Here is a 23,124-nt window from a genome sequence, read left to right as displayed (position 1 = left end):
TATCAATTGCCTATATGAATGGAGGGACTTCACTATTTTTCAATAGTGTGAATGGAAAATTTTTATTCTGTCGCACTAAATTTTAAGGTTTAAAAAGGTCCTTGTTTATAAACGCGGTCCATGTAGAGATCCAGTTTTTGCTGCCGCATTTTATATACATCACTTAAACAACTGACATTGTCACGGCACTGATCGCGTAGTTGTAGCCATTTTATTTGTTGATCTTGAATTGCACCACGTGTCCCCATGGGAACCAAATGACGAATAATCGTATAGGTTGTTGCCATTTTGACATCGGCATCATTAATACTACGGTTATCACAAACCGCATGTTCGGTAATGGTTTTCGCCTTTTTACAATCAAAACTTGCGGCATAACTTGTCGAAATAAAATAAGCACTGCCCAAGACCAGCATACCCTGAATAATTTTTTTCATCGTCTTTTCTCTTCATCCAACTTGCTGATTTATCTCGACTCTAACACTTCTACCTAAATTTTCTATTGCCTATTTGTTCAATTCGATCAACTGATGAATGGAATATGCTGCATAAAAAACCCTGCCTAATGGCAGGGTTTTAAGATCAGTTACAGCTTAGAATTTGTAGCTATAACCAATTGTATACACCATAGGATCGATATCTAAATCAAATTTAGGTACACCTGTAATTTCCACTTCTGGGCTAATCTGAGCATAGCGTGCATCAAAGAAAACACCCCAGTTTTTTGCATCAGCTGGCTGGTAGTTAAAACCGACTTGACCTGCAAAACCAAAGTCTTCTTTTACTTTTACTTTAGCACCAGCTAAATCACCACTTGCTTTTTCATCCCACGCAACAAATGCTGTACCACCTACACCAATATACGGTGTGAAACGTGTTGAATTTTTAAAGTTATATTTTGCAGTAATTGTAGGTGGCAAATGTTTAACCTTCACACCAGCATCTACAGCACCTGTAACATTTACATCATGACTTATTGGCGTTGCCAAAAGTAATTCAGCTGAAATGTTGTCATTAAAGAAATATTCAATTGATGGTGTAAATGCATATTCATGATCTGCTTCAACATTTACTGCGCCGTTTAAAATACTTGTGTCGGAAGTAGGGGCTACCACAGAACCACCAACTTTCACTTGCCATTGACCAGCCATAGCTGATGCAGACATACCCAATAATGCAATAAGAGCAGCTTGTTTTAACATTTTTAAACAACCTTCTAGAATGAATAATTAATATTAAACATTAGTATTAAAATTATGCAATAACATTATTTAATAATTTATTACATTATTATATAAGTTATTATTAATTAACTATATTTATTTTAATCATAGTTCAAAGGTTGGTTTTATTTATCAACCATTATAATTAACTTATTATTTAAAATATACCAACCATTTTAATCAGAATTAATCAAATGAATTATTTTAAACCAACTAAATTCATCAGGTTTAAATAATAAAAAAGGCGATTATATAATCGCCTTTTTATTTATCTTTGAAAATTTTTTAGAGTACCATTGCGGCAATCCAACCAAAGATCATTAATGGAAAATTGTAGTGAATGAAGGTCGGGACCACACTGTCTTTCATGTGGTCATGCTGACCATCCATATTAAGGCCTGATGTTGGGCCTAAAGTTGAGTCTGATGCCGGAGAACCTGCATCTCCTAAAGCTGCTGCTGTACCAATAATGGCAATCGTTGCCGCTGGGCTAAAACCAAATTGAATACAAAGTGGTACATAAATAATGGCCAAAATTGGGATTGTTGAGAATGAAGAACCAATACCTAAGGTAATTAATAGCCCTATCAATAGCATCCAAAATGCAGCTAAACCTTGGCTGTTTCCAATCCATTCAACTGAAGCTTGTACCAGTGTTGGTACTTGATTCGTAGCCTCAATCACAGATGCAAAGCCCTGCGCAGAAATCATAATAAAACCCACCAGTGCCATCATGCGCATACCACTGATAATGACATCATCGGCTTCTTTCCACTTAAAAATACCTGCACAGCTTAAGATCGCAACACCAACGAGACCCGCCAAAATCATCGACTCAGATACGACTTGAACAGAAAGCGTAGCAACTACTGCTACCGCAGCCATGATTAAAGTAAATTTAGCGACTTGTGGTTTACCATTTTCATCTGCTTTTACATCAGAGGAGATGGTGTGCTGTGATTCCTTAACCTGAACGTCAGCATACTCTCGTGGTTTACGGTAGCTATAAAAAACAGCAATTAATAAGCCAACAAACATCCCAAATACTGGAATTGCCATAGCAGTTGGAATTTGATCATAGCTGATGTTGAAACCGTATGGCTTACCAAAGGTATTGATGTTTTGACCTAAAATATCGTTAAGGAAAATAGCACCAAAACCAAAAGGTACCAGCATATAAGTCGCCACAAGACCAAAAGTCAGAACACAAGCAATCAAACGACGGTCAAGTTTTAAATGATTAAATACGCTGAGTAATGGTGGAATTAATACTGGAATAAACGCTATGTGCACTGGAATCACGTTTTGTGAACATACGGCGGCTAAAGCGATAGTAGCGAAAATTACGTATTTCACGCGATTCTGGGCTTTCACATTACTGTTACCTTTGAGTTTGGTAATCAGTTGATAAGCCAGTAAATCGGGCAAACCTGAACGCGCAAGTGCCAAAGCAAATGCCCCCAACACGCCATAAGCAAGTGCGATTTGAGCACCGTTGCCTAAGCCACTATTAAACGCTTCGATGGTGCCATGAATACCAAGGCCAGCTAACAAGCCACCTGTTACTGCACCAATGATCAGTGCAAATACAACAGGCACGCGTGCCAGCGACAGTCCAAACATGACTGTAATTGCGGCAAGAATAGCAAACATAAGAAAAAAGGGAGTCTGACAAAAAACCGTATTTTATCAGAATTTGCTCGCTATTTAGCCCCCTATCGATGAAGTGACACTGTTGAAAGATTTACTTAAAGCTGCTGTGATTGCGCAAATTGAGCGATGTAACCTGCAATTTTTTCGGGTTGGCTTAGCACGGCCCAATGATTGGCATTGACTTCAACTACAGATAAATCTTCAACCCAATTAGGTAATTCTTTAATGTAATCTGGACTGACAAAATTATCATGTTTCAACACAATCGCTTGTACAGGACAGACCGCATGACGTTGTCTAGGCTGAGTTAAGCGGGGAATAAAATTAGCACGGTAAAGCGCAATACCGTGTTTACCATCATGCTGAATATTATGATTCAAAGGCAATTCTTGAGTACGTTCTAAATCATTCACAATTTTTCCCCAACGTTCAGCATTCAAAAAATGCCACGCGGTCGGTGCCAAAAATGGTAATTGGAATACCCCGATGTACCATGACTTACTTAATAATTTGAGTAATTTTTTCTGCTGATGCTTAAAGCTATTTCTGAGCAAAAATGCCGCATGATCCAAACATGGCCCAGAAATAGTTGAATAAGACAAAATACGTGAGCGAAATTTTGGCTCAGTCACCGATTCCCAAGATTGGATAGAGCCCCAATCATGCGCGGCCAAATGAAAACTACGTTCGCCTAATACCGCTTGCGTTACACTATCCAAATCAAGTGATAATTGCTCCAAACGATAGTCTCGTACTTTACGGGGCACAGATGACTGCCCTGCACCTCGCACGTCATAGCTCACAATATAAAATTCAGAACCAAGATGTTCAATAACTGGTTCCCATACTTCCTGATTATCAGGATAACCATGAACCAAAACCAATGCCGGCTTAGTTTCATCACCCCATGTCTTCACATAGAGCCGTTGTTGATCTGTGGTATTCACCCATTGCGTATTTAGTGGTTGCATTCTTCTTGTCCTTTTATCGATTCCATCGAATTGACGTTTTATTTGTGAACATGGGCAATGTGATCAATGCCACAGTTTGGAAACTCATTTAGTATGCAAAGTTCAGCATAAAAAAAATTGACCCAGTATGAGCATAATCCATAAAATAATGACAATGCCTATTGTCTCTAAATTCTTACTCAATCATTATGCCCCTTATAAAGGTGCTGGCATTTCGATTGATAAAATTGATCTCGCCAATTATCACATTCGCGTCAAAATGCCATTAACTCGTAAAAATCAAAATATCGTCGGTGTACATTTTGGCGGTAGTCTTTATTCAATGGTTGACCCATTTTATATGTTGATTTTGATGCATCACCTTGGCTCACGTTATATCGTGTGGGACAAAGCTGCAAATATCCAATTTTTATCCCCTGGGCGTGGAACGGTATACGCTGACATCCAGCTCGACCCAAATGAAATCAATCATATTAAAAACTTAGCAGATAACCACGCACCTGTACTACGGAACTATAGCTTAAATATTTTTGATGAAGCAGGCTTACGTATCGCTGAAGTTCAAAAAACCCTATACATTCGTCGCAAGCAACCCCGTCCACGTAAATAAAAAAGGCGCTTATCTTTAAGCGCCTTTTCATTCAAATTTATCGGATTGGATTAGCGATTTTGCTCAATTGCAGCACCTGCGCCACCACCGATTGCACCACCAATCGCAGCACCGGTGTTACCACCAAAGATACTTTTACCGACTGCAGAACCAATCGCACCACCTACACCACTATATGTGGCATTTCGGTTTGAACCGTTTTGAGTTTTACTACCGACAGCTGCACCAGCACCACCACCAACGGCTGCACCTACACCACCACCAACATTATTACCCACACCACCACCTATGGCACCACCTAAAGCTGCAGCACCAATACGTTGTTCATTGGACGACATGCTTTCACAACCAGCAAGCATTAGGGTCGACATCATCGCGACTGCACATACGCTCATTACTTTTTTCATTGTGATGTTCCTTGTCTTCTTCAATACCTATGATTCTAAAACCATTGTATGAAACAATTAAACATAGCTTGTTACGGCTTGGAGCATAAATGCTGCATTTTGTAAAAACCATGCCTAATCGCTCACGAATCACTCAGGGTTTTCATCCAAAATCATCAAATCTTTTGTGGTTTCACCATTTTCAGTCAGCACAACATGAGAGAGTTTGGCTTTGCTTTCTGGATCTGTTGCCTGATCTAGTTTTAGCGTGCGTTTAATCGGGTCTTGCCCTTTCTTAAACTCTACACCTTCTGCATCAATATTGGTGTTTTGACGAAGAATCTGACCGTCCTGCTTCACCGTCGTCTTGGTTTCAATTTTAGAGGTCGGGACGATGACGCCACCACGTTGAAGTACTGGAATCGATAATTTCTTTTCAGAAAAATCACTTTGATGATCTGAAAGTTCAATTTCACGTGCCACGATATCCTGACCTTTATTGGTCATTTCTAACACTGTTGCAGTCACTTGGCGTACAGGTTCTTGACCTGCAACACGGCGAATCACTTCTGTTTTTAGTACTGGAACTACAGCTTTATCTTCAACCACAATCGAATTGGGCATAGGTGCAGCAATCGCTGTCAATGAGCTGAATAATGCAGAAACTGCGAATAATTGCTGTGTGAATTTCATCAAAAGACCCCGTTATGTTTAAGTTTAAAAATCAAGAGATTTGTTATGTTCTATTTTTACTATAGGAAATAAATCAACATTAGGAAAGCTTTAATTTTCAATTCATCCGCATAAAAAAAGCCACCCAAAGGTGGCTTTTTTGAATGATTTAAGGGCTAATTAAAGACCGTTAAATTCATCGCTAAATGCTTGGCTTAATGCTTGATCTACATCAGAGAAATCATTGTGAAGCTCAAGCTCTGCAGCTTCAGACTCTTGACGACGACGTTCTAAGTGGTAAGCCAAACCTGTACCCGCTGGGATCAGACGACCTACAACTACGTTTTCTTTCAGACCACGTAATTCATCTTCTTTACCTGTTACAGCAGCTTCAGTTAACACACGAGTTGTTTCCTGGAACGATGCAGCAGAAATGAACGAGTCAGTAGAAAGCGACGCTTTGGTAATACCCATCAATTGACGTTCAAACTTCGCTGGGAACTTGTTCTGAGCTGCCACAGCTTGGTTTTCTTGAACAACGCGGATGTATTCCACTTGCTCGCCTTTAATGAAGCTTGTATCACCACCGTCAGTGATTTCAACTTTACGAAGCATTTGACGTACGATCACTTCAATGTGCTTGTCGTTGATTTTTACACCTTGCAGACGGTATACGTCTTGAACTTCGTTCACGATGTAGTTTGTCAGTGCAACTTCGCCTTTCAAACGTAAGATGTCGTGTGGATTTTGCGGACCATCAGAAATGGTCTCACCACGGTTCACATGCTCACCTTCGAACACGTTAATCGTACGCCATTTCGGAATTAGCTCTTCGTAAATCTCAGAGCCATCATCCGGAGTAATCACAAGACGGTTCTTACCTTTGGTCTCTTTACCGAAGCTTACGATACCTGAAATTTCAGCAAGGATCGCATGTTCTTTCGGTTTACGTGCTTCGAACAAGTCAGCTACACGCGGTAGACCACCGGTAATATCACGTGTACGTGAAGATTCTTGTGGTACACGACCAATAACGTCACCAACACCAATTGTTTCGCCGTCGCGCACAGTCAGAATCGTGTTTTGTGGTAGGAAGTAGAACTGTTCGCCGCCATCTGTTGTATCCAATACAACAGCTGGACGCATATCTTTACCAGATGCTGGACGTGAAGTTACTGGAAGTACCTCAATAGTCGTCATACCTGTTGCATCATCAGTTTTCGATGTCACAGTTACGCCATCAGCGATTTGGCTGAAACGCACTTTACCTGCAACTTCGGTAACCAATGGATGTGTATGCGGATCCCAAGTCGCTACGATACCGCCAGCTTCCACAGCTTCGCCATCTTTAATGATGATTGAAGCACCGTATGGAATTTTGTAACGTTCGCGTTCACGACCGATGTCATCAGCGATACCGATTTCACCTGAACGTGAAGTTGATACCAAGTGACCTTTAGCGTGTTGTACTGTTTTCACATTGTGGAAACGTACTGTACCTTTGTTACGAACTTGTACGCTGTTAGCAGCAGAAGTTCGGCTCGCAGCACCACCTACGTGGAACGTACGCATTGTTAACTGTGTACCTGGCTCACCAATTGATTGAGCAGCCATTACACCCACAGATTCACCTGGATTCACCAAGTGACCGCGAGCAAGGTCACGACCGTAACATTTCGCACATACACCGAAAGTAGATTCACAGTTTACAACTGAACGTACTTTCACTTCATCGACACCTTGCTCTTCTAAGTAGTTTGCAAGTTTTTCGTCGATTAAAGTATTACGTGGGAGAATCACATCATCCGAACCTGGTTTCTTCGCATCTTCAGCAAGTACACGACCCAATACTCGAGTACCTAAGTTCTCGATGACATCGCCACCTTGAATGAACGGAGTCATTACAAGACCGTCGAAAGTACCACAATCTGGCTCAGTAATTACCAAGTCTTGTGCAACGTCAACCAAACGACGAGTCAAGTAACCTGAGTTCGCAGTTTTCAATGCAGTATCGGCCAAACCTTTACGTGCACCGTGTGTTGAAATGAAGTACTGAAGTACGGTCAAACCTTCACGGAAGTTCGCTTTAATTGGTGTTTCAATGATCGAACCATCTGGTTTCGCCATCAAACCACGCATACCCGCTAACTGACGAATCTGAGCTGCCGAACCACGGGCACCTGAGTCAGACATCATGTAGATCGAGTTGAATGATTTTTGTTTCTCGTCTTCACCCTGTTTGTTTTTAACAGTTGTGAAAGATAAGTTGTCCATCATCGCTTTCGCTACTTGGTCGTTTGTACGCGCCCAAATATCGACAACTTTGTTATAACGTTCGCCGGCAGTTACGAAACCTTGCTCGAATTGTTGTTCAATTTCACGAACTTCAACTTCAGCTTTTTCGATAATTGCTTGTTTTTGTGGCGGAATCAACATGTCTTCCATACCAACAGACACACCTGAGTGAGTCGCTTGACGGAAGCCCAAGTACATTAATTGGTCAGCAAAGATAACAGTATCTTTTAGACCCAATTTACGGTAGCAAGAGTTGATCAATTTAGAGATGTTCTTTTTAGTCATCTCAACGTTGATTTGTTGGAAATCCATACCTTCAGGTACAACTTCCCAAAGCAAACAACGACCTGGAGTTGTGTCTACAACAATGGTTTGTTGTTCACGGTTACCATTTTCATCAATGACAGTTTGGTGTACACGTGCTTTTACGCGAGCGTGTAAATCAACTTGACCTGTTGCAAGTGCACGGTTTACTTCGTCAGTATCCGCAAACACCATACCTTCACCTTTGGCATTGATCGCATCACGAGTGATGTAGTACAAGCCTAAGACAACGTCCTGAGAAGGTACGATGATTGGCTCACCGTTCGCAGGAGAAAGAATGTTGTTTGTTGACATCATTAACGCACGAGCTTCTAACTGAGCTTCAAGTGTTAATGGTACGTGTACCGCCATTTGGTCACCGTCGAAGTCGGCGTTAAATGCCGCACAAACTAACGGGTGAAGACGAATCGCTTTACCTTCAATTAGTGTTGGTTCAAATGCTTGAAGACCCAAACGGTGAAGTGTAGGCGCACGGTTCAACATCACTGGATGTTGACGAATTACGTGAGCAAGTACGTCCCAAACTTCTGGCGTTTCACGCTCAACCATTTTCTTCGCAGCTTTAATGGTTGTCGCTTGGCCAGACGCTTGTAGTTTCGCGAAAATGAATGGTTTGAATAATTCAAGCGCCATTTTTTTCGGAAGACCACATTGGTGCAGACGTAAAGTTGGACCTACAGTAATTACCGAACGACCAGAGTAATCGACACGTTTACCTAATAAGTTTTGACGGAAACGACCTTGTTTACCTTTGATCATGTCTGCCAAAGATTTAAGAGGACGTTTGTTCGAACCGGTAATTGCGCGACCACGACGACCGTTATCAAGCAATGCATCTACAGACTCTTGTAACATACGTTTTTCGTTACGTACGATAATGTCTGGTGCTGCAAGGTCTAGAAGACGTTTTAAACGGTTGTTACGGTTGATTACACGACGGTAAAGATCGTTCAAGTCAGAAGTCGCAAAACGACCACCTTCTAGAGGAACCAACGGACGAAGATCAGGTGGAAGTACTGGAAGTACATTCATCACCATCCATTCTGGCTTGTTGTTCGACTCTTTGAACGCTTCCATCAATTTCAGACGTTTAGAGGCTTTTTTAAGCTTCGTTTCTGAAGTTGTGTTTGGAATTTCTTCACGAAGACGTGAAATTTCAGCTTCAAGATCGATGTCTTTCAACAAATCTTGAACTGCTTCTGCACCCATTTTCGCAGTGAATTCATCACCGTGTTCTTCTAAAGCAGTGAAGTATTCTTCATCGTTTAGAAGTTGGTATTTCTCAAGTGGAGTCATACCTGGGTCAGTTACAACGTATGATTCGAAATACAATACACGTTCGATATCACGTAAAGTCATGTCTAAAAGCAGACCAATACGGCTAGGAAGTGATTTTAAGAACCAAATATGTGCAACTGGAGAAGCAAGGTCAATATGACCCATACGCTCACGACGTACTTTTGCAGTTGTTACCTCAACGCCACATTTTTCACAAATGACGCCTTTGTATTTCATACGCTTGTATTTACCACACAAGCATTCGTAATCTTTTACTGGACCAAAGATTTTGGCACAGAATAAACCATCACGTTCAGGTTTGAACGTACGGTAGTTAATGGTTTCAGGCTTTTTAACTTCACCATGAGACCACGACTTAATCATTTCTGGTGACGCAAGACCAATACGGATGCGATCAAACTCTACAGGAGCATGACCGTCTGAATCCGTCTTTTTGCGCATGATATCGAGCAAGTCTTTCAATTTTTTTCTCCGTGTGTTGTGGAGATTTTCACTTCACAACTGGGTCACAAATATTGTTTTTTAACTGAGAAATCCCCCTTGCCCCTCTTGATTAAAGAGGTGAGAAGCACTGCTTCGCAAGGGAGATTCAATGGAGCTAATTAGTCACCATTTTTCAGTTCAATGTTGATACCTAAAGAACGGATCTCTTTGGTCAATACGTTGAACGATTCAGGCATACCTGGGTCCATGTAATGGTTACCATCTACAATGTTCTTATAGATACGGGTACGACCTTCAACGTCATCCGACTTCACAGTAAGCATTTCTTGAAGTGTGTATGCTGCACCGTAAGCTTCGAGTGCCCATACTTCCATCTCACCGAAACGCTGACCACCGAATTGTGCTTTACCACCAAGCGGCTGTTGAGTTACTAGAGAGTAAGAACCAGTAGAACGCGCATGCATCTTGTCGTCAACCAAGTGGTTCAGTTTCAACATGTACATGTAACCTACAGTTACTGGACGGTCAAAACGCTCACCTGTACGACCATCATACAATACTGTTTGACCAGTACGTGAAATGCCACCAAGTTCTAACAATTCTTTAATTTGTGATTCTTCAGCACCATCAAATACTGGTGTTGCTAAAGGAACACCTTTACGCAAGTTACCTGAAAGCACCAAGATTTCTTCATCAGTTAAGCTATCAAGATCTTCTTGTTCGCCACCAACTTTGTTGTAAATTTTGTCTAAGAAATCACGAAGCTCAAGTACAGTACGTTGCTCTTTCATCATCTTGTCGATTTGATCGCCAAGACCTTTAGCCGCCATACCTAAGTGAGTTTCAAGAATCTGACCCACGTTCATACGTGATGGTACACCCAGTGGGTTAAGTACAACATCAACTGGAACACCGTTTGCATCGTGTGGCATGTCTTCTACAGGCAAGATGTTTGATACAACACCTTTGTTACCGTGACGACCCGCCATTTTATCACCCGGTTGGATGCGACGTTTTACAGCCAAGTAAACTTTAACAACTTTCAATACGCCAGTTGTTAGTTCATCACCTGTAGACAATTTACGTTTTTTCTCTGCAAATTTCTCGTCAATTTCAAGGCTCTTCTCTTTCAAGAACACTTGAATTTGAGTTAAACGTTCAGCAATCGCTTCGTCGACTGGTTGGATTTCAATAAGATCAACCAACTCAAGACCAGACAATAACTCTTCAGTTAATTTGTCACCGCGTTTAGTTGTACCGCCACCGTTAGATTCTTGACCTTTCAATAGACGAACAATACGTTCACGAGCCGCTTCTTCGAAGATTTTGTATTCTTCTTTCAAGTCTTTACGGTAAGCATCAAGTTGTGCTTTCTCAATTGCTTGAGCACGTTCGTCTTTTTCAAGACCGTCACGTGTAAATACTTGAACGTCAATTACAGTACCTTTCACAGATGAAGATACGCGTAATGAAGAGTCTTTTACGTCAGCCGCTTTTTCACCAAAGATTGCACGAAGCAATTTTTCTTCCGGAGTTAACTGCGTTTCACCTTTAGGCGTTACTTTACCTACAAGAATGTCACCAGCAGTTACTTCAGCACCGATATAAACGATACCTGATTCATCCAATTTAGAAAGTGCAGCTTCACCCACGTTCGGGATATCCGCTGTAATTTCTTCAGCACCCAATTTGGTATCACGTGCAACACATGAAAGCTCTTGGATGTGGATAGACGTTAAACGATCTTCTTGAAGTACACGCTCTGATAGTAAGATCGAGTCTTCGTAGTTGTAACCGTTCCAAGTCATGAACGCTACACGCATGTTTTGACCCAATGCCAATTCACCGCCATCTGTTGATGGACCATCAGCAAGAACGTCACCACGTGCAACTTTGTCACCTAAACGTACAACAACGTTTTGGTTGATACATGTATTTTGGTTCGAACGGGTGTATTTGATCAGGTTGTAGATATCTACACCTGCTTCGCCTGCCACCATCTCTTCTTCGTTTACACGAATAACGACACGAGAAGCATCAACAAACTCAATACGACCACCACGTTTCGCAAGTACACACACACCCGAGTCATGCGCTACGTTTGCTTCCATACCTGTACCAACAAGCGGTTTGTCAGCACGTAAAGTAGGAACAGCCTGACGCTGCATGTTTGAACCCATCAATGCACGGTTGGCATCATCGTGTTCAAGGAACGGAATAAGTGATGCTGCTACAGATACAACCTGCTGAGCAGATACATCCATATGCGTTACTTTTTCTGGTGGAATACGTACAAATTCACCTTGGTGACGTACAGATACGAATTCTTCAGTTAAGTTACCGTCTTTATCGATACCAGAATCGGCCTGTGCAATCACAGTACCTACTTCTTCAATCGCAGAAAGGTATTCAACATCATCCGTTACACGACCATCAACAACTTTACGGTATGGAGTTTCCAAGAAACCGAAGTTATTACATTTCGCATAAACAGAAAGTGAGTTGATCAAACCAATGTTTGGACCTTCAGGGGTCTCAATTGGACATACACGACCGTAGTGAGTTTGATGTACATCACGTACTTCGAAGCCCGCACGCTCACGAGTCAAACCACCTGGGCCCAATGCTGATACACGACGTTTGTGTGTAATTTCAGACAACGGGTTGTTTTGGTCCATGAACTGAGACAACTGGCTTGAACCAAAGAATTCTTTGATTGCAGCAGCAACTGGTTTCGCATTGATTAAATCTTGCGGAGACAAGTTATCAGTTTCAGCTTGAGATAAACGTTCTTTAACAGCACGTTCAACACGAACTAGACCAACACGGAATTGGTTTTCTGTCATTTCACCAACAGAACGAACACGACGGTTACCCAAGTGATCGATATCGTCGACTTCACCTTTACCGTTACGGATTTCAACCAATGTTTTCAATACATCAGTGATGTCTTCGTTCGAAAGAATACCTTCAACTTCACGAGACTTCTGATCCGTACCCACTTCGTAAGGACGACCCAAACGACGGTTGAACTTCATACGACCTACTGGTGATAAGTCATAACGTTCAGAAGAGAAGAACAAGTTGTTGAATAAGTTTTCAGCAGCTTCTTTTGTTGGTGGCTCACCCGGACGCATCACTTTGTAGATTTCTACAAGTGCTTCTTCACGACCAGTTGTAGTATCTGCACGTAAAGAGTCCGCAATGAATGGACCACGGTCGATGTCATTAGTATAAAGTACGTTGAATTGTTTAACGCCGCCTTCAGCCAATTTCACCATAATTTCATGGCTAAGTACGGTATTTGCAGCAATTACTTCGCCATCACGTAACGTTACATCTTCAGCAACAATACGTTCATATAGGTATTCATCAGGAACTGAAAGTTTTTCAAGACCTGCTGCTTCCATTTGACGAACATGGCGCGCGTTAATACGTTTACCTTGTTCAACAATTGTTTTACCGTCTGTACCCACGATATCAAACTGTGCCATTTCGCCACGTAGACGTTCTGGAACCAGGTCAATTTGATAGCTACCCATATCAAGATATACAGGTACTTTTTCGTAGAACATGTCTAGGATTTGTTCGTTATTATAACCCAAGGCGCGAAGCACAACGGTCGCAAGCAATTTACGACGACGGTCAATACGAACATATACAAGATCTTTTGCGTCGAATTCAAAGTCTAACCATGAACCACGGTAAGGAATGATACGAGCAGAATAAAGAACTTTACCGCTAGAGTGAGTTTTGCCTTTATCGTGGTCAAAGAATACACCTGGTGAACGGTGTAATTGAGATACGATTACACGCTCAGTACCATTGATCACAAAGGTACCGTTGTCTGTCATAAGTGGCATTTCACCCATGTAGACTTCTTGCTCACGCACATCTTTGATTGTTTTAGTTTCGCGATCTTTAATGATCAGACGAATTTTTACACGCATTGGCGCCGCATAAGTTGAGCCACGAAGAATACATTCGCGCACATCAAATTCAGGCTTACCAAGACTATACTCAACAAATTCTAAAGCAGCATTGCCAGAATAACTTTCAATAGGAAAAACTGAACGAAATGCGGCTTGGAGACCGATATCTTCGCGGTTTTTTGGAGTTTTGCCGTCTTGAAGGAAAGTTCGGTACGAGTCGACTTGAATCGCGAGCAAGTACGGAACATCCATTACCTTGGGCAATTTACCAAAATTCTTACGGATCCGTTTCTTTTCGGTATATGAGTATGCCATCTGGAGTCCTCGGAAAGTAAACTAAGTCCGCCTGCAGAACGAACTTAGAAGGAATTACGCAGGCCGATATGGCCACCACTTTCACAAATGCTGCAATTTTTAGTGGTATTAAAACGCTTAACAATATTTTTTTACTGAAAAATATTGGTAAGCGTTTGGTTTTATAAATTATTTTTAATTTGTATGATTTTTATATCATGCAAACAAAAATCGAGCCGATTATTGTAACGCAAAAAGGCTGATGACCCAAGGGCCACCAGCCATTTTTTGGAGCCGATTATAAAAAAATCGACTCCCCTTAAGATTACTTAAGTGTAACTGTAGCACCAGCTTCTTCAAGTTTTTTCTTAAGTTCTTCGCCTTCTTCTTTAGAAACGCCTTCTTTAAGAACTGAAGGAGCGCTTTCAACAAGATCTTTAGCTTCTTTAAGACCAAGGCCAGTAGCTTCACGAACTGCTTTAATTACAGCAACTTTGTTAGCACCGAAAGAAGTCAACTCAACGTTGAATTCTGATTGTTCTTCAGCAGCAGCACCAGCAGCGCCAGGAGCAGCAGCAACTGCTACAGCAGCAGCAGATACGTTGAATTTTTCTTCGAAAGCAGAAATAAGTTCAACAAGTTCAAGAACAGTTTTTTCAGCAACTGCGTTTAAGATTTCTTCGTTTGTTAAAGCCATGAGAGTAACTCCAAATGGGTATTGAATGGTGTGTAAATTGATTTAAGCTTAAGCAGCTTCTGACTCGTTTTTCTCTTTGAGCGCTGTAATAAGGCGACCCAATTTTGAAATAGGAGCTTGAAGAACGCTTGCAAGCATAGTAAGCGCTTTCTCTTGGTTTGGAAGGTTCGCGATAACGCTAACTTCAGCACCTTGATAAACTTTACCGTCAAATGCAGCAGCTTTAAGTTCAAATGCTTTATTAGTTTTAGCAAATTCTTCGAACAAACGAGCAGCTGCGCCCATGTCGTCTTCAGAAGTTGAGAAAGCTAAGATTGTTGGGCCAACAAGGTTGTCGCTCAAGATATTGAATTGAGTATCTTGAAGAGCACGTTTAGCCAAAGTGTTACGAACTACGCGAGTAGCAACACCTAGTTTACGAGCTTCAACACGTAGAGCAGTTAATTGCTCAACAGTTAAACCTTGATAGTCAGCAACAACAGCAGCATACGCAGTAGAAGCAACTTCAGTTACTTCAGCTACGATCTGTTTTTTGCCTTCGATAAGAAGAGCCATTGTAAAACCTCCTAACGGTGATTTATACACCTATACAGATGCACTCCCAATTCGTTAGCTCATCACTGAACCAACACGCGGAGGAGGAACAAATCACACCACCGCGTCTACTCAGGCTGGGCTATTAAGAAGAAAGCATAAAACTCCCCTCGCCTGAGGTCTTTGACGCTGATAAATCTAAATTTATCAATTCAAAGTTTGCCTGAATCACGCAAAATACGACGGAGCGTTTCTTGCTTAATATTTAAAGCAGCGCTTCAAATATTACTCAGGGCTTTAAAATTCTGTAATAAGTCGAAACTTATTTAGAAACGTTTGCTACATCAACAACAAGACCAGGACCCATAGTTGAGCTTAAAGTGATCTTTTGGATGTAAACACCTTTAGAAGTAGCAGGTTTTGCTTTCTTAAGGTCAGCTACAAGAGCTTCAACGTTTGAACGAACAGCTTCAGCAGTGAAACCTACTTGACCGATCGCAGCGTGGATAATACCCGCTTTGTCTACACGGTAACGTGCTTGACCAGCTTTTGCGTTTTTAACAGCAGAAGCTACGTCAGGAGTTACAGTACCCACTTTAGGGTTTGGCATTAAGCCACGTGGACCAAGAATCGTACCTAACTTACCAACAACGCGCATTGCATCCGGAGCTGCAATTACTACGTCAAAGTCAAGGTTACCCGCTTGGATGCTTTCAGCAAGATCATCAAAACCAACAACGTCCGCGCCTTCAGCTTTAGCAGCTTCAGCAGCAGCGCCTTGAGCAAACACAGCTACACGTACAGTTTTACCAGTACCTGCAGGAAGTGTAGTCGCGCCACGAACAACTTGGTCAGATTTACGAGGATCAACACCTAGGTTTACAGCAACATCCAAAGATTCTTTGAATTTTACTGCTGGAAGGCCGTTAAGAACTGCAACTGCTTCTTCCAAAGTGTAAACTTTGTTAGCTTCAACAGCAGCAACAATGGCTTTTTGACGTTTAGTTAATTTAGCCATGTCTTATAGCTCCACTTCCAAGCCCATAGAACGCGCAGAACCAGCAATGGTACGTACACGTGCGTCTAAATCAGCACCAGTTAAATCTGGTTCTTTAGTAGTCGCAATTTCTTCTAATTGAGCACGAGTCAACTTACCAACTTTAGTTTTGTTAGGTACAGCTGAACCCTTTTGGATACCCGCAGCTTTCTTAAGAAGAATCGCAGCAGGTGGAGTTTTCATGATGAATGTGAACGACTTGTCGTTGTACACAGTGATCACTACTGGAATTGGAAGACCAGCTTCAACCTTTTGTGTAGCAGCATTGAATTCTTTACAGAATGCCATGATGTTAACACCACGTTGACCTAGTGCAGGACCGATTGGTGGAGATGGATTTGCTTTACCAGCTGGAACTTGCAGCTTGATATAGCCGTCAATCTTCTTAGCCATTTTTCAATTACCTCTGGGTACTAACGCCGTTAGGCTCCCCATACATTTAAGTAACGATACCGTTACAACAACAATGCCCGACTTATTAAAAATCGGGCGTTCATCCACCAATTTAAATTAAACTGATTTTTCGACTTGACGAAATTCCAGTTCAACCTGAGTTGGTCGATTAAATACATTAATCGTCAACGTTAAACGTGACTTATCGTATTCAACTTCTTCCACCACGCCTTTAAAGTCGGTGAATGGACCGTCAATTACGAGTAATTCTTCACCTGGTTCAAACATCGTCTTAGGACGAGGTGCTTCGCCAGTATTGCGTACACGTGCAAGAATCGCATCAGCTTCTTTTTGCGTAATTGGTGCAGGTTTTTCTGCAGTACCACCAATGAAACCTAATACTTTTGGACATTCTTTAACAATGTGCCAAGTTTCATCATTCATTTCCATTTCGACTAACACATAGCCTGGAAAGAATTTACGCTCAGATTTACGTTTCTTACCATCCTTCATTTCCACTACTTCTTCAGTAGGGACAAGGACTTCACCAAAGCTATCGGCTACAGCGCTACGCTGGATTCGATCATTAAGTGAGCGTAACACTTGTTTTTCATAGCCTGAATAGGCATGAATAATGTACCAACGTTTCATAGCTCTCTTACCCGATAATAAACTTCATTAACCAGCTCAAAGCATAGTCAAAGCACCATAATAAAATAGATGCCACTAAGACTACCGCAAGTACCTGCCAAGATGTGGTCATGGTCTCTTGCTTGGTTGGCCAAGTCACTCGACGTAACTCAATTCGAGCATCTTTCAACAATCGAACAAAGCCTTTGCCTTGATGGGTGGCGTATAATAAACCTAAAGCCACGATGATACAAGCCAAAATTACCCCAACACGGACCCAAACATCATTTGCTGGTGCCCAGTATGCTGGCAAATGTTGATTCACCATCATAGAACTACCGAGTAAAATCAACGCGATAACCCACAGAACATAGTCTAAAGGGGAACCAGAATTAACAACTTCAGCAGGATTATTTCTTTGAGGAATTGGCGCGTCGCTTAATGCGTCACGCGATTTATCATTCGACATTTTTGTACTCGTCGTAGGATTCGCGACTTATTATATGACCAGTTGAGCCAGCATCAAGCTTCTTTTTAAAAAAATTTGGCAGGCCAGGAGGGACTCGAACCCCCAACATTCGGTTTTGGAGACCGACGCTCTACCAATTGAACTACTGACCTGCAGAGCAAATCGAGAGTCGAAACTCTCGATCTGTACAAAGATAACTGTATTATATTATGCAGTTACTTTAGAAACAACACCCGCACCAACTGTACGGCCACCTTCACGGATCGCGAAGCGTAAGCCAGCATCCATTGCGATTGGGTGGATTAATTCTACTGACATTTCTACGTTGTCACCAGGCATAACCATTTCAACGCCTTCTTTAAGCGCGATCGCACCAGTTACGTCAGTTGTACGGAAGTAGAACTGTGGACGGTAACCGTTAAGGAATGGAGTATGACGGCCACCTTCGTCTTTAGAAAGTACGTATACTTCTGCGTCGAATTTAGTATGCGGTTTGATTGTACCTGGTTTAGCAAGTACTTGACCACGTTGAACGTCTTCACGTTTAGTACCACGTAGAAGAACACCACAGTTCTCGCCCGCACGACCTTCGTCAAGAAGTTTACGGAACATTTCTACGCCAGTTACAGTTGTTTTAACTGTATCTTTAATACCAACGATTTCAACTTCTTCGCCTACTTTCACGATACCAGTTTCAACACGGCCAGTTACTACTGTACCACGACCTGAAATTGAGAATACGTCTTCGATTGGCATAAGGAATGCTTGGTCGATAGCACGTTCTGGTTCTGGGATGTAAGAGTCAAGAGCTTCAACAAGAGCAACTACAGCATCTTCGCCGTATTGACCAGCTTCACCGTTAAGCGCAGCAAGAGCAGAACCACGGATTACTGGAGTGTCGTCGCCTGGGAAGTCATAAGTAGAAAGAAGTTCACGAACTTCCATTTCTACTAATTCAATTAATTCTTCGTCGTCTACGATATCGCATTTGTTTAGGAATACAACGATATAAGGTACACCTACCTGACGAGAAAGGAGGATGTGTTCACGAGTTTGTGGCATTGGACCATCAGTCGCCGAACAAACAAGGATCGCACCATCCATTTGCGCAGCACCAGTAATCATGTTTTTAACATAATCGGCGTGACCTGGGCAGTCTACGTGAGCGTAGTGACGGATTGGAGAATCGTATTCTACGTGTGAAGTATTAATTGTAATACCACGTGCTTTTTCTTCTGGTGCAGAGTCGATTGCAGCGTAATCTTTCGCTTCACCACCGAATTTTTTTGCACATACAGTTGCAATCGCAGCTGTTAAAGTCGTTTTACCATGGTCAACGTGACCGATTGTGCCCACGTTAACGTGCGGCTTATTACGTTCAAACTTAGCCTTAGCCATGCTTTTCTTCCTCGTTTACGTCGAACACAATTCTGAGTAAAACCCAGCTCCGACATATCGCCTAAAAAAAATAAACACCCAATACTTGAAAAGCAGACTAAAAAGCCTGCTTCTGGAATCTTGCGCAACATTTAAAGTTACTAAACTGTAAAATCTGGAGCTCTTATCGAGATTTGAACTCGAGACCTCTCCCTTACCAAGGGAGTGCTCTACCACTGAGCTATAAGAGCAAATATAAGCACTTCAATAGATATGGAGCGGGAGACGAGGGTCGAACTCGCGACATGTAGCTTGGAAGGCTACCGCTCTACCAACTGAGCTACTCCCGCACGATGTTGGTACAAACCACTTATTGAAGTCTTAAAATTGGTGGTGAGGGAAGGATTCGAACCTTCGAAACTTTCGTAGCGGAGTTACAGTCCGCCCCCTTTGACCGCTCGGGAACCTCACCATTTTACACTTACTTCAGTGTTGTTCTCTCTACTCACTCTCAAACTTTCTAAGATGGTGCCGGCACACGGATTCGAACTGTGGACCTACTGATTACAAGTCAGTTGCTCTACCAACTGAGCTATGCCGGCGTTTCTTAGTGTTTCGTACGTTTCGTATCGGAACGGTGTGCAGTTTAGCAAATCTTGAAATCCTTGCAAGTGTTTTTTCTAAAAAAAACGTGAAAAACTCATAAAATCAATCCATTTGATGATAATTCAACCGCTTTGATCACTGCGCGAGCTTTTATTTGGGTTTCATTCCACTCTGATTCAGGATTTGAGTCATACACCACCCCTGCTCCAGCCTGAACATAGACCTTATTTTCTCGAATTACACAGGTACGAATCGCAATCGACATGTCCATTTCGCCATGCCAGCCTAAATAACCAACAGCACCACCAAAAATTCCACGTTTTACTGGTTCAACTTCGTCAATAATTTCCATAGCACGGATTTTTGGTGCGCCTGAAAGCGTACCCGCAGGGAATGTTGCCTTAAAAACATCCAAAGCATCGACATCATCACGTACTTCACCTTGCACATTTGACACAATGTGCATGACATGCGAATAACGTTCGATCACCATTTGATCAGTCACGTGAACTTTACCGATTTTAGAAACGCGTCCAACATCATTTCGCCCCAAATCGATCAACATCAAATGCTCTGCAATTTCTTTTTCATCAGATAGCAAATCTTTTTCTAGCGCTAAATCTTCTTCTTTTGTTTTACCCCGTGGTCGCGTTCCCGCCAAAGGACGAACTGTTGCCACACCATTTTCTAAACGGGACAAAATTTCAGGTGATGAACCGACGATATGAAAAGGAATGTCATTTTCTAGTGTCTGCCCTTGCACCAAGAACAAATATGGCGATGGATTGAGGTGACGTAGTGCACGATAGACCTGCAAAGGCTCACCATCAAAATCTGAGACCATACGATGGCCCGGCACAACCTGCATCACATCACCGGCTTTAATGTACTCTTTTACTTTCGCAATAGAGTCAATAAAGTTGTCATGCCCAGTGATGGATTCAAACTGTGGTGCAGTATGCTTATTTGCTTTGAGTGCAATTGGGGTTGCCAAAAGTTCTTCTAGCTCATCCAATTGTTGCTGCGCCTTGGTATAGGCCTCAGCATCATTTACATCGGCATGCACAATTAAGAATAAGGTATCTTTAAGGTTATCAAAGACGATGACGGTTTTTGATAGCATCATCCAAATATCCGGAATCCCGACCGGGTCAGCTTCTGGAACGTTATTGAGCTTTGGTTCGATATAACGTACAGCATCATAACCAAAGTATCCAACCAATCCACCGGTAAAGCTCGGCAATGCTGGCAAATCTTGCTGTGTAGGCACTTTATATTGTGCTTGGAAGTCACGAATGTATTGAAATGGGTCGACACATTGTTGTTTTTCAACCGAGCCATCAGCATGTTGAACGGTCAACTGCCCTTCATTACACGAAAATACGGTGGACTCGCCCAAGCCAATAATGGAGTAACGCGCCCAGTTTTCGCCACCCTCTACAGATTCAAATAAATAGGCTTGTTTATGTTGTTTTAATCGCGCAAAGACAGACAGCGGAGTTTCTGTATCTGCCAAGCGCTGACGATATACCGGAATCAAGTTATATCCAGCAGCTTTCAGTTGTTCAAATTGAGTTTGTGTAGTCATCTCGGTCTCTATATTTCGCGTGGTCAATTTCAGTTAATTTCTTCTCATGCTGATTGAGTGACGCCATCGAAATACTACACACTTGCTCATTTTCACTTCCTTAACCCTACTTATTTCAACCCAATAATTCTTTTAAGTTATCGACCACGTGCTGCGGCTGACAATCTCGAATATTTTCACCATGATTATAGCCATAGCTGACCACAATACAATCAATACCAGCACGACGTGCTGCCTCTACATCATTGACAGAATCACCCACCATCAAAATTTGCTGTTTTGGCAAGGCATAATGTTCCGCACAATACTCTAGTTGCTTGGGATGTGGTTTACGCTCTTCAAAACGATCTCCACCTATCACATCATCAAAGTAATCATGCATACCCAGTGCCTGCACAATACTGCGTGCTGGTTGCTCTGGTTTATTGGTCACACAAATGAGAATTTTTTGCTCTGCTTTTGCCCAATCCAAAAACGCTAGAATACCGTCAAAGGGCTGCGTCAAGACACAAGGATCGGCATTGTAAATCTTTAGAAAAGTTTCCAATAAAAGGTGGTGCTGTGCGGCATCCACTTTCCCGGTCAAATATTCAAGTACGCTATGACAAAATAATGAAGTCCCTTTCCCAATCCAGTTTCGTACTTGCTCTTCTGTGACCAAAGGTAATTGCAACGTATTTAGACTCATATTCATCGCACGATGTAAGTCAGATGCTGAATCGACTAGCGTTCCATCCAGATCAAATAAAATCATTTGGCGTTCTGCTAAACGAACTTCAAACATAATGTCCCTCTATTTTTTTGTAAATTTTCCCCATAAAAAAGGCATGCCCATGCATGCCTTTCGAGGAATGTCTCGGTTTATTTAAACAACACCCATGCAATAATTGCAAGAATGATTAAAACAATGACTGAGATTAAGCCTACAGAGGCATTTTTTTGCGCTTCACGCTCTTGCTCTACACATGTCGCTGGAATTTCTACATCACATGCTTCATTTTTCGGAGCAGCAGTAATGTCAATTCCCTCAGGGATTGGCGCAGGTTTAGGCACACCCACATTGGTCGGCATACCATCACGAGTCAATTGAACTGAACCATCACGCTCTTTCAACTCTGGCATCCCTTGATCATTCATTTGTTGTGCTGCAGTTTTAACGATAGGCTCTTGTGTCTCAGTTTCAGACGTTTTAACAACAGGTTCTTGTGCCGCAGTTTCAGAAACCGCAACAGCTTCAGACGGCTGCTGAACAGGTGTAATTTCTTCTGTTTGCAACGCTTCAACGCTTTGTTCAATATCCGCTGGGATCTGAACAGCTTTAGCTGGAGCCAATAAACTAAACTTCACACTGGCAAACTGTACAATATCACCTTCTTTTAAAAGTGATTCACCAGTCAAACGGACATCATTAATAAACGTCCCATTAGATGAATTGAGATCTTGCAACCAGAGTGCTTGATCTTTCAGTACAAAGGCAGCATGTTTACGCGATACATCAGATTCTTGCAAAACAATATCTGCTTGTTGATGACGACCCACCAACATATCTCGCTCAATACTAATTTCTTGTCCTGTTAAATCACCAGAAATTGCTTGAATTTTCCAAGTCATGAAGTTAATTCTCTATTGCTCGTTTTTTTCATCATAGCATGCAGTGGTTTCAAAGCTAA

19 protein-coding genes and 5 tRNA genes are annotated in these 23,124 nt (G+C 41.9%); 1 reads left to right on the top strand and 23 read right to left on the bottom strand.

All coding sequences use genetic code 11. The features are described 5' to 3' along the window. Positions 1 to 89 precede the first annotated feature (89 nt). The 4 genes from FTT85_RS00565 to FTT85_RS00550 all read right to left on the bottom strand — a co-directional run bounded on the left by FTT85_RS00565 (position 90) and on the right by FTT85_RS00550 (position 3,847). Positions 90 to 437 carry a lysozyme inhibitor LprI family protein gene (locus FTT85_RS00565; RefSeq protein ID WP_078189819.1) on the bottom strand — a complete coding sequence of 116 codons (348 nt, stop codon included), beginning with the start codon at positions 435 to 437 and terminating at the stop codon, positions 90 to 92. A 156-nt stretch (positions 438 to 593) separates the two neighbouring features. Next, positions 594 to 1,202, bottom strand: a complete 609-nt coding sequence (locus FTT85_RS00560; protein WP_180113614.1) for an OmpW family protein — start codon at positions 1,200 to 1,202, stop codon at positions 594 to 596. 306 nt (positions 1,203 to 1,508) lie between these two features. Next, positions 1,509 to 2,876 (bottom strand): Na+/H+ antiporter family protein, encoded by a 1,368-nt coding sequence (locus FTT85_RS00555; RefSeq protein WP_180182580.1) that lies wholly within the window; start codon positions 2,874 to 2,876, stop codon positions 1,509 to 1,511. A gap of 95 nt (positions 2,877 to 2,971) precedes the next feature. Then, a complete protein-coding gene (locus FTT85_RS00550) occupies positions 2,972 to 3,847 on the bottom strand; it encodes an alpha/beta fold hydrolase (RefSeq protein ID WP_180182579.1) in 876 nt (291 codons plus the stop codon). Positions 3,848 to 3,974: 127 nt separating this feature from the next. On the opposite strand from FTT85_RS00550, the gene FTT85_RS00545 reads away from it, so the two are divergent. Next, positions 3,975 to 4,457, top strand: a complete 483-nt coding sequence (locus tag FTT85_RS00545) for a DUF4442 domain-containing protein (protein ID WP_180182578.1) — start codon at positions 3,975 to 3,977, stop codon at positions 4,455 to 4,457. Between the two features lie 50 nt (positions 4,458 to 4,507). Here FTT85_RS00545 and FTT85_RS00540 read toward each other — a convergent pair whose 3' ends face one another. The 19 genes from FTT85_RS00540 to FTT85_RS00450 all read right to left on the bottom strand — a co-directional run bounded on the left by FTT85_RS00540 (position 4,508) and on the right by FTT85_RS00450 (position 23,065). After that, positions 4,508 to 4,864, bottom strand: a complete 357-nt coding sequence (locus FTT85_RS00540; protein WP_180182577.1) for a DNA transfer protein p32 — start codon at positions 4,862 to 4,864, stop codon at positions 4,508 to 4,510. A 129-nt stretch (positions 4,865 to 4,993) separates the two neighbouring features. Continuing rightward, complete coding sequence (locus FTT85_RS00535) at positions 4,994 to 5,536, bottom strand: hypothetical protein (protein WP_180182576.1); 543 nt, start codon at positions 5,534 to 5,536, stop codon at positions 4,994 to 4,996. Positions 5,537 to 5,695: 159 nt separating this feature from the next. Further along, positions 5,696 to 9,895, bottom strand: a complete 4,200-nt coding sequence (gene rpoC / locus FTT85_RS00530; protein WP_078192842.1) for a DNA-directed RNA polymerase subunit beta' — start codon at positions 9,893 to 9,895, stop codon at positions 5,696 to 5,698. A gap of 140 nt (positions 9,896 to 10,035) precedes the next feature. Then, a complete protein-coding gene (gene rpoB / locus FTT85_RS00525) occupies positions 10,036 to 14,124 on the bottom strand; it encodes a DNA-directed RNA polymerase subunit beta (RefSeq protein ID WP_180063747.1) in 4,089 nt (1,362 codons plus the stop codon). Positions 14,125 to 14,428: 304 nt separating this feature from the next. Next, the gene (gene rplL, locus FTT85_RS00520; RefSeq protein WP_078189828.1) at positions 14,429 to 14,800 is read right to left on the bottom strand and encodes a 50S ribosomal protein L7/L12; all 372 of its coding nucleotides are present in this window, start codon (positions 14,798 to 14,800) and stop codon (positions 14,429 to 14,431) included. Between the two features lie 48 nt (positions 14,801 to 14,848). Next, complete coding sequence (rplJ, locus tag FTT85_RS00515; protein WP_078189829.1) at positions 14,849 to 15,355, bottom strand: 50S ribosomal protein L10; 507 nt, start codon at positions 15,353 to 15,355, stop codon at positions 14,849 to 14,851. 301 nt (positions 15,356 to 15,656) lie between these two features. Then, the gene (gene rplA / locus FTT85_RS00510; RefSeq protein WP_078189830.1) at positions 15,657 to 16,352 is read right to left on the bottom strand and encodes a 50S ribosomal protein L1; all 696 of its coding nucleotides are present in this window, start codon (positions 16,350 to 16,352) and stop codon (positions 15,657 to 15,659) included. 3 nt (positions 16,353 to 16,355) lie between these two features. Next, positions 16,356 to 16,784, bottom strand: a complete 429-nt coding sequence (rplK, locus tag FTT85_RS00505; RefSeq protein WP_004868049.1) for a 50S ribosomal protein L11 — start codon at positions 16,782 to 16,784, stop codon at positions 16,356 to 16,358. A gap of 117 nt (positions 16,785 to 16,901) precedes the next feature. Beyond that, positions 16,902 to 17,435, bottom strand: coding sequence for a transcription termination/antitermination protein NusG (gene nusG, locus FTT85_RS00500; protein WP_180182575.1), 534 nt, complete (start codon positions 17,433 to 17,435; stop codon positions 16,902 to 16,904). A gap of 7 nt (positions 17,436 to 17,442) precedes the next feature. After that, positions 17,443 to 17,883 (bottom strand): preprotein translocase subunit SecE, encoded by a 441-nt coding sequence (gene secE, locus FTT85_RS00495; protein WP_078189832.1) that lies wholly within the window; start codon positions 17,881 to 17,883, stop codon positions 17,443 to 17,445. Positions 17,884 to 17,959: 76 nt separating this feature from the next. Then, a tRNA-Trp gene (locus FTT85_RS00490) sits at positions 17,960 to 18,035 on the bottom strand. Positions 18,036 to 18,090: 55 nt separating this feature from the next. Then, positions 18,091 to 19,281 (bottom strand): elongation factor Tu, encoded by a 1,191-nt coding sequence (gene tuf / locus FTT85_RS00485; protein ID WP_180084375.1) that lies wholly within the window; start codon positions 19,279 to 19,281, stop codon positions 18,091 to 18,093. A 155-nt stretch (positions 19,282 to 19,436) separates the two neighbouring features. After that, a tRNA-Thr gene (locus FTT85_RS00480) sits at positions 19,437 to 19,511 on the bottom strand. Between the two features lie 23 nt (positions 19,512 to 19,534). Further along, a tRNA-Gly gene (locus tag FTT85_RS00475) sits at positions 19,535 to 19,610 on the bottom strand. Between the two features lie 38 nt (positions 19,611 to 19,648). Further along, a tRNA-Tyr gene (locus tag FTT85_RS00470) sits at positions 19,649 to 19,732 on the bottom strand. Between the two features lie 54 nt (positions 19,733 to 19,786). Beyond that, positions 19,787 to 19,862: transfer RNA gene (locus FTT85_RS00465), tRNA-Thr, on the bottom strand. A gap of 98 nt (positions 19,863 to 19,960) precedes the next feature. Further along, a complete protein-coding gene (gene trpE, locus FTT85_RS00460; RefSeq protein ID WP_180182574.1) occupies positions 19,961 to 21,454 on the bottom strand; it encodes an anthranilate synthase component I in 1,494 nt (497 codons plus the stop codon). A gap of 115 nt (positions 21,455 to 21,569) precedes the next feature. Then, positions 21,570 to 22,238 carry a phosphoglycolate phosphatase gene (gene gph, locus FTT85_RS00455; protein ID WP_180182573.1) on the bottom strand — a complete coding sequence of 223 codons (669 nt, stop codon included), beginning with the start codon at positions 22,236 to 22,238 and terminating at the stop codon, positions 21,570 to 21,572. 77 nt (positions 22,239 to 22,315) lie between these two features. Then, positions 22,316 to 23,065 carry an FHA domain-containing protein gene (locus tag FTT85_RS00450; RefSeq protein WP_180012116.1) on the bottom strand — a complete coding sequence of 250 codons (750 nt, stop codon included), beginning with the start codon at positions 23,063 to 23,065 and terminating at the stop codon, positions 22,316 to 22,318. Between the last annotated feature and the right edge of the window lie 59 nt (positions 23,066 to 23,124).

It is taken from the genome of Acinetobacter sp. YH01020, from assembly GCF_013420275.1.
GTDB lineage: Bacteria > Pseudomonadota > Gammaproteobacteria > Pseudomonadales > Moraxellaceae > Acinetobacter > Acinetobacter amyesii.
Note: the sequence above shows the minus strand (reverse complement) of the source record. Positions and strands in the feature narration are given on the sequence as shown.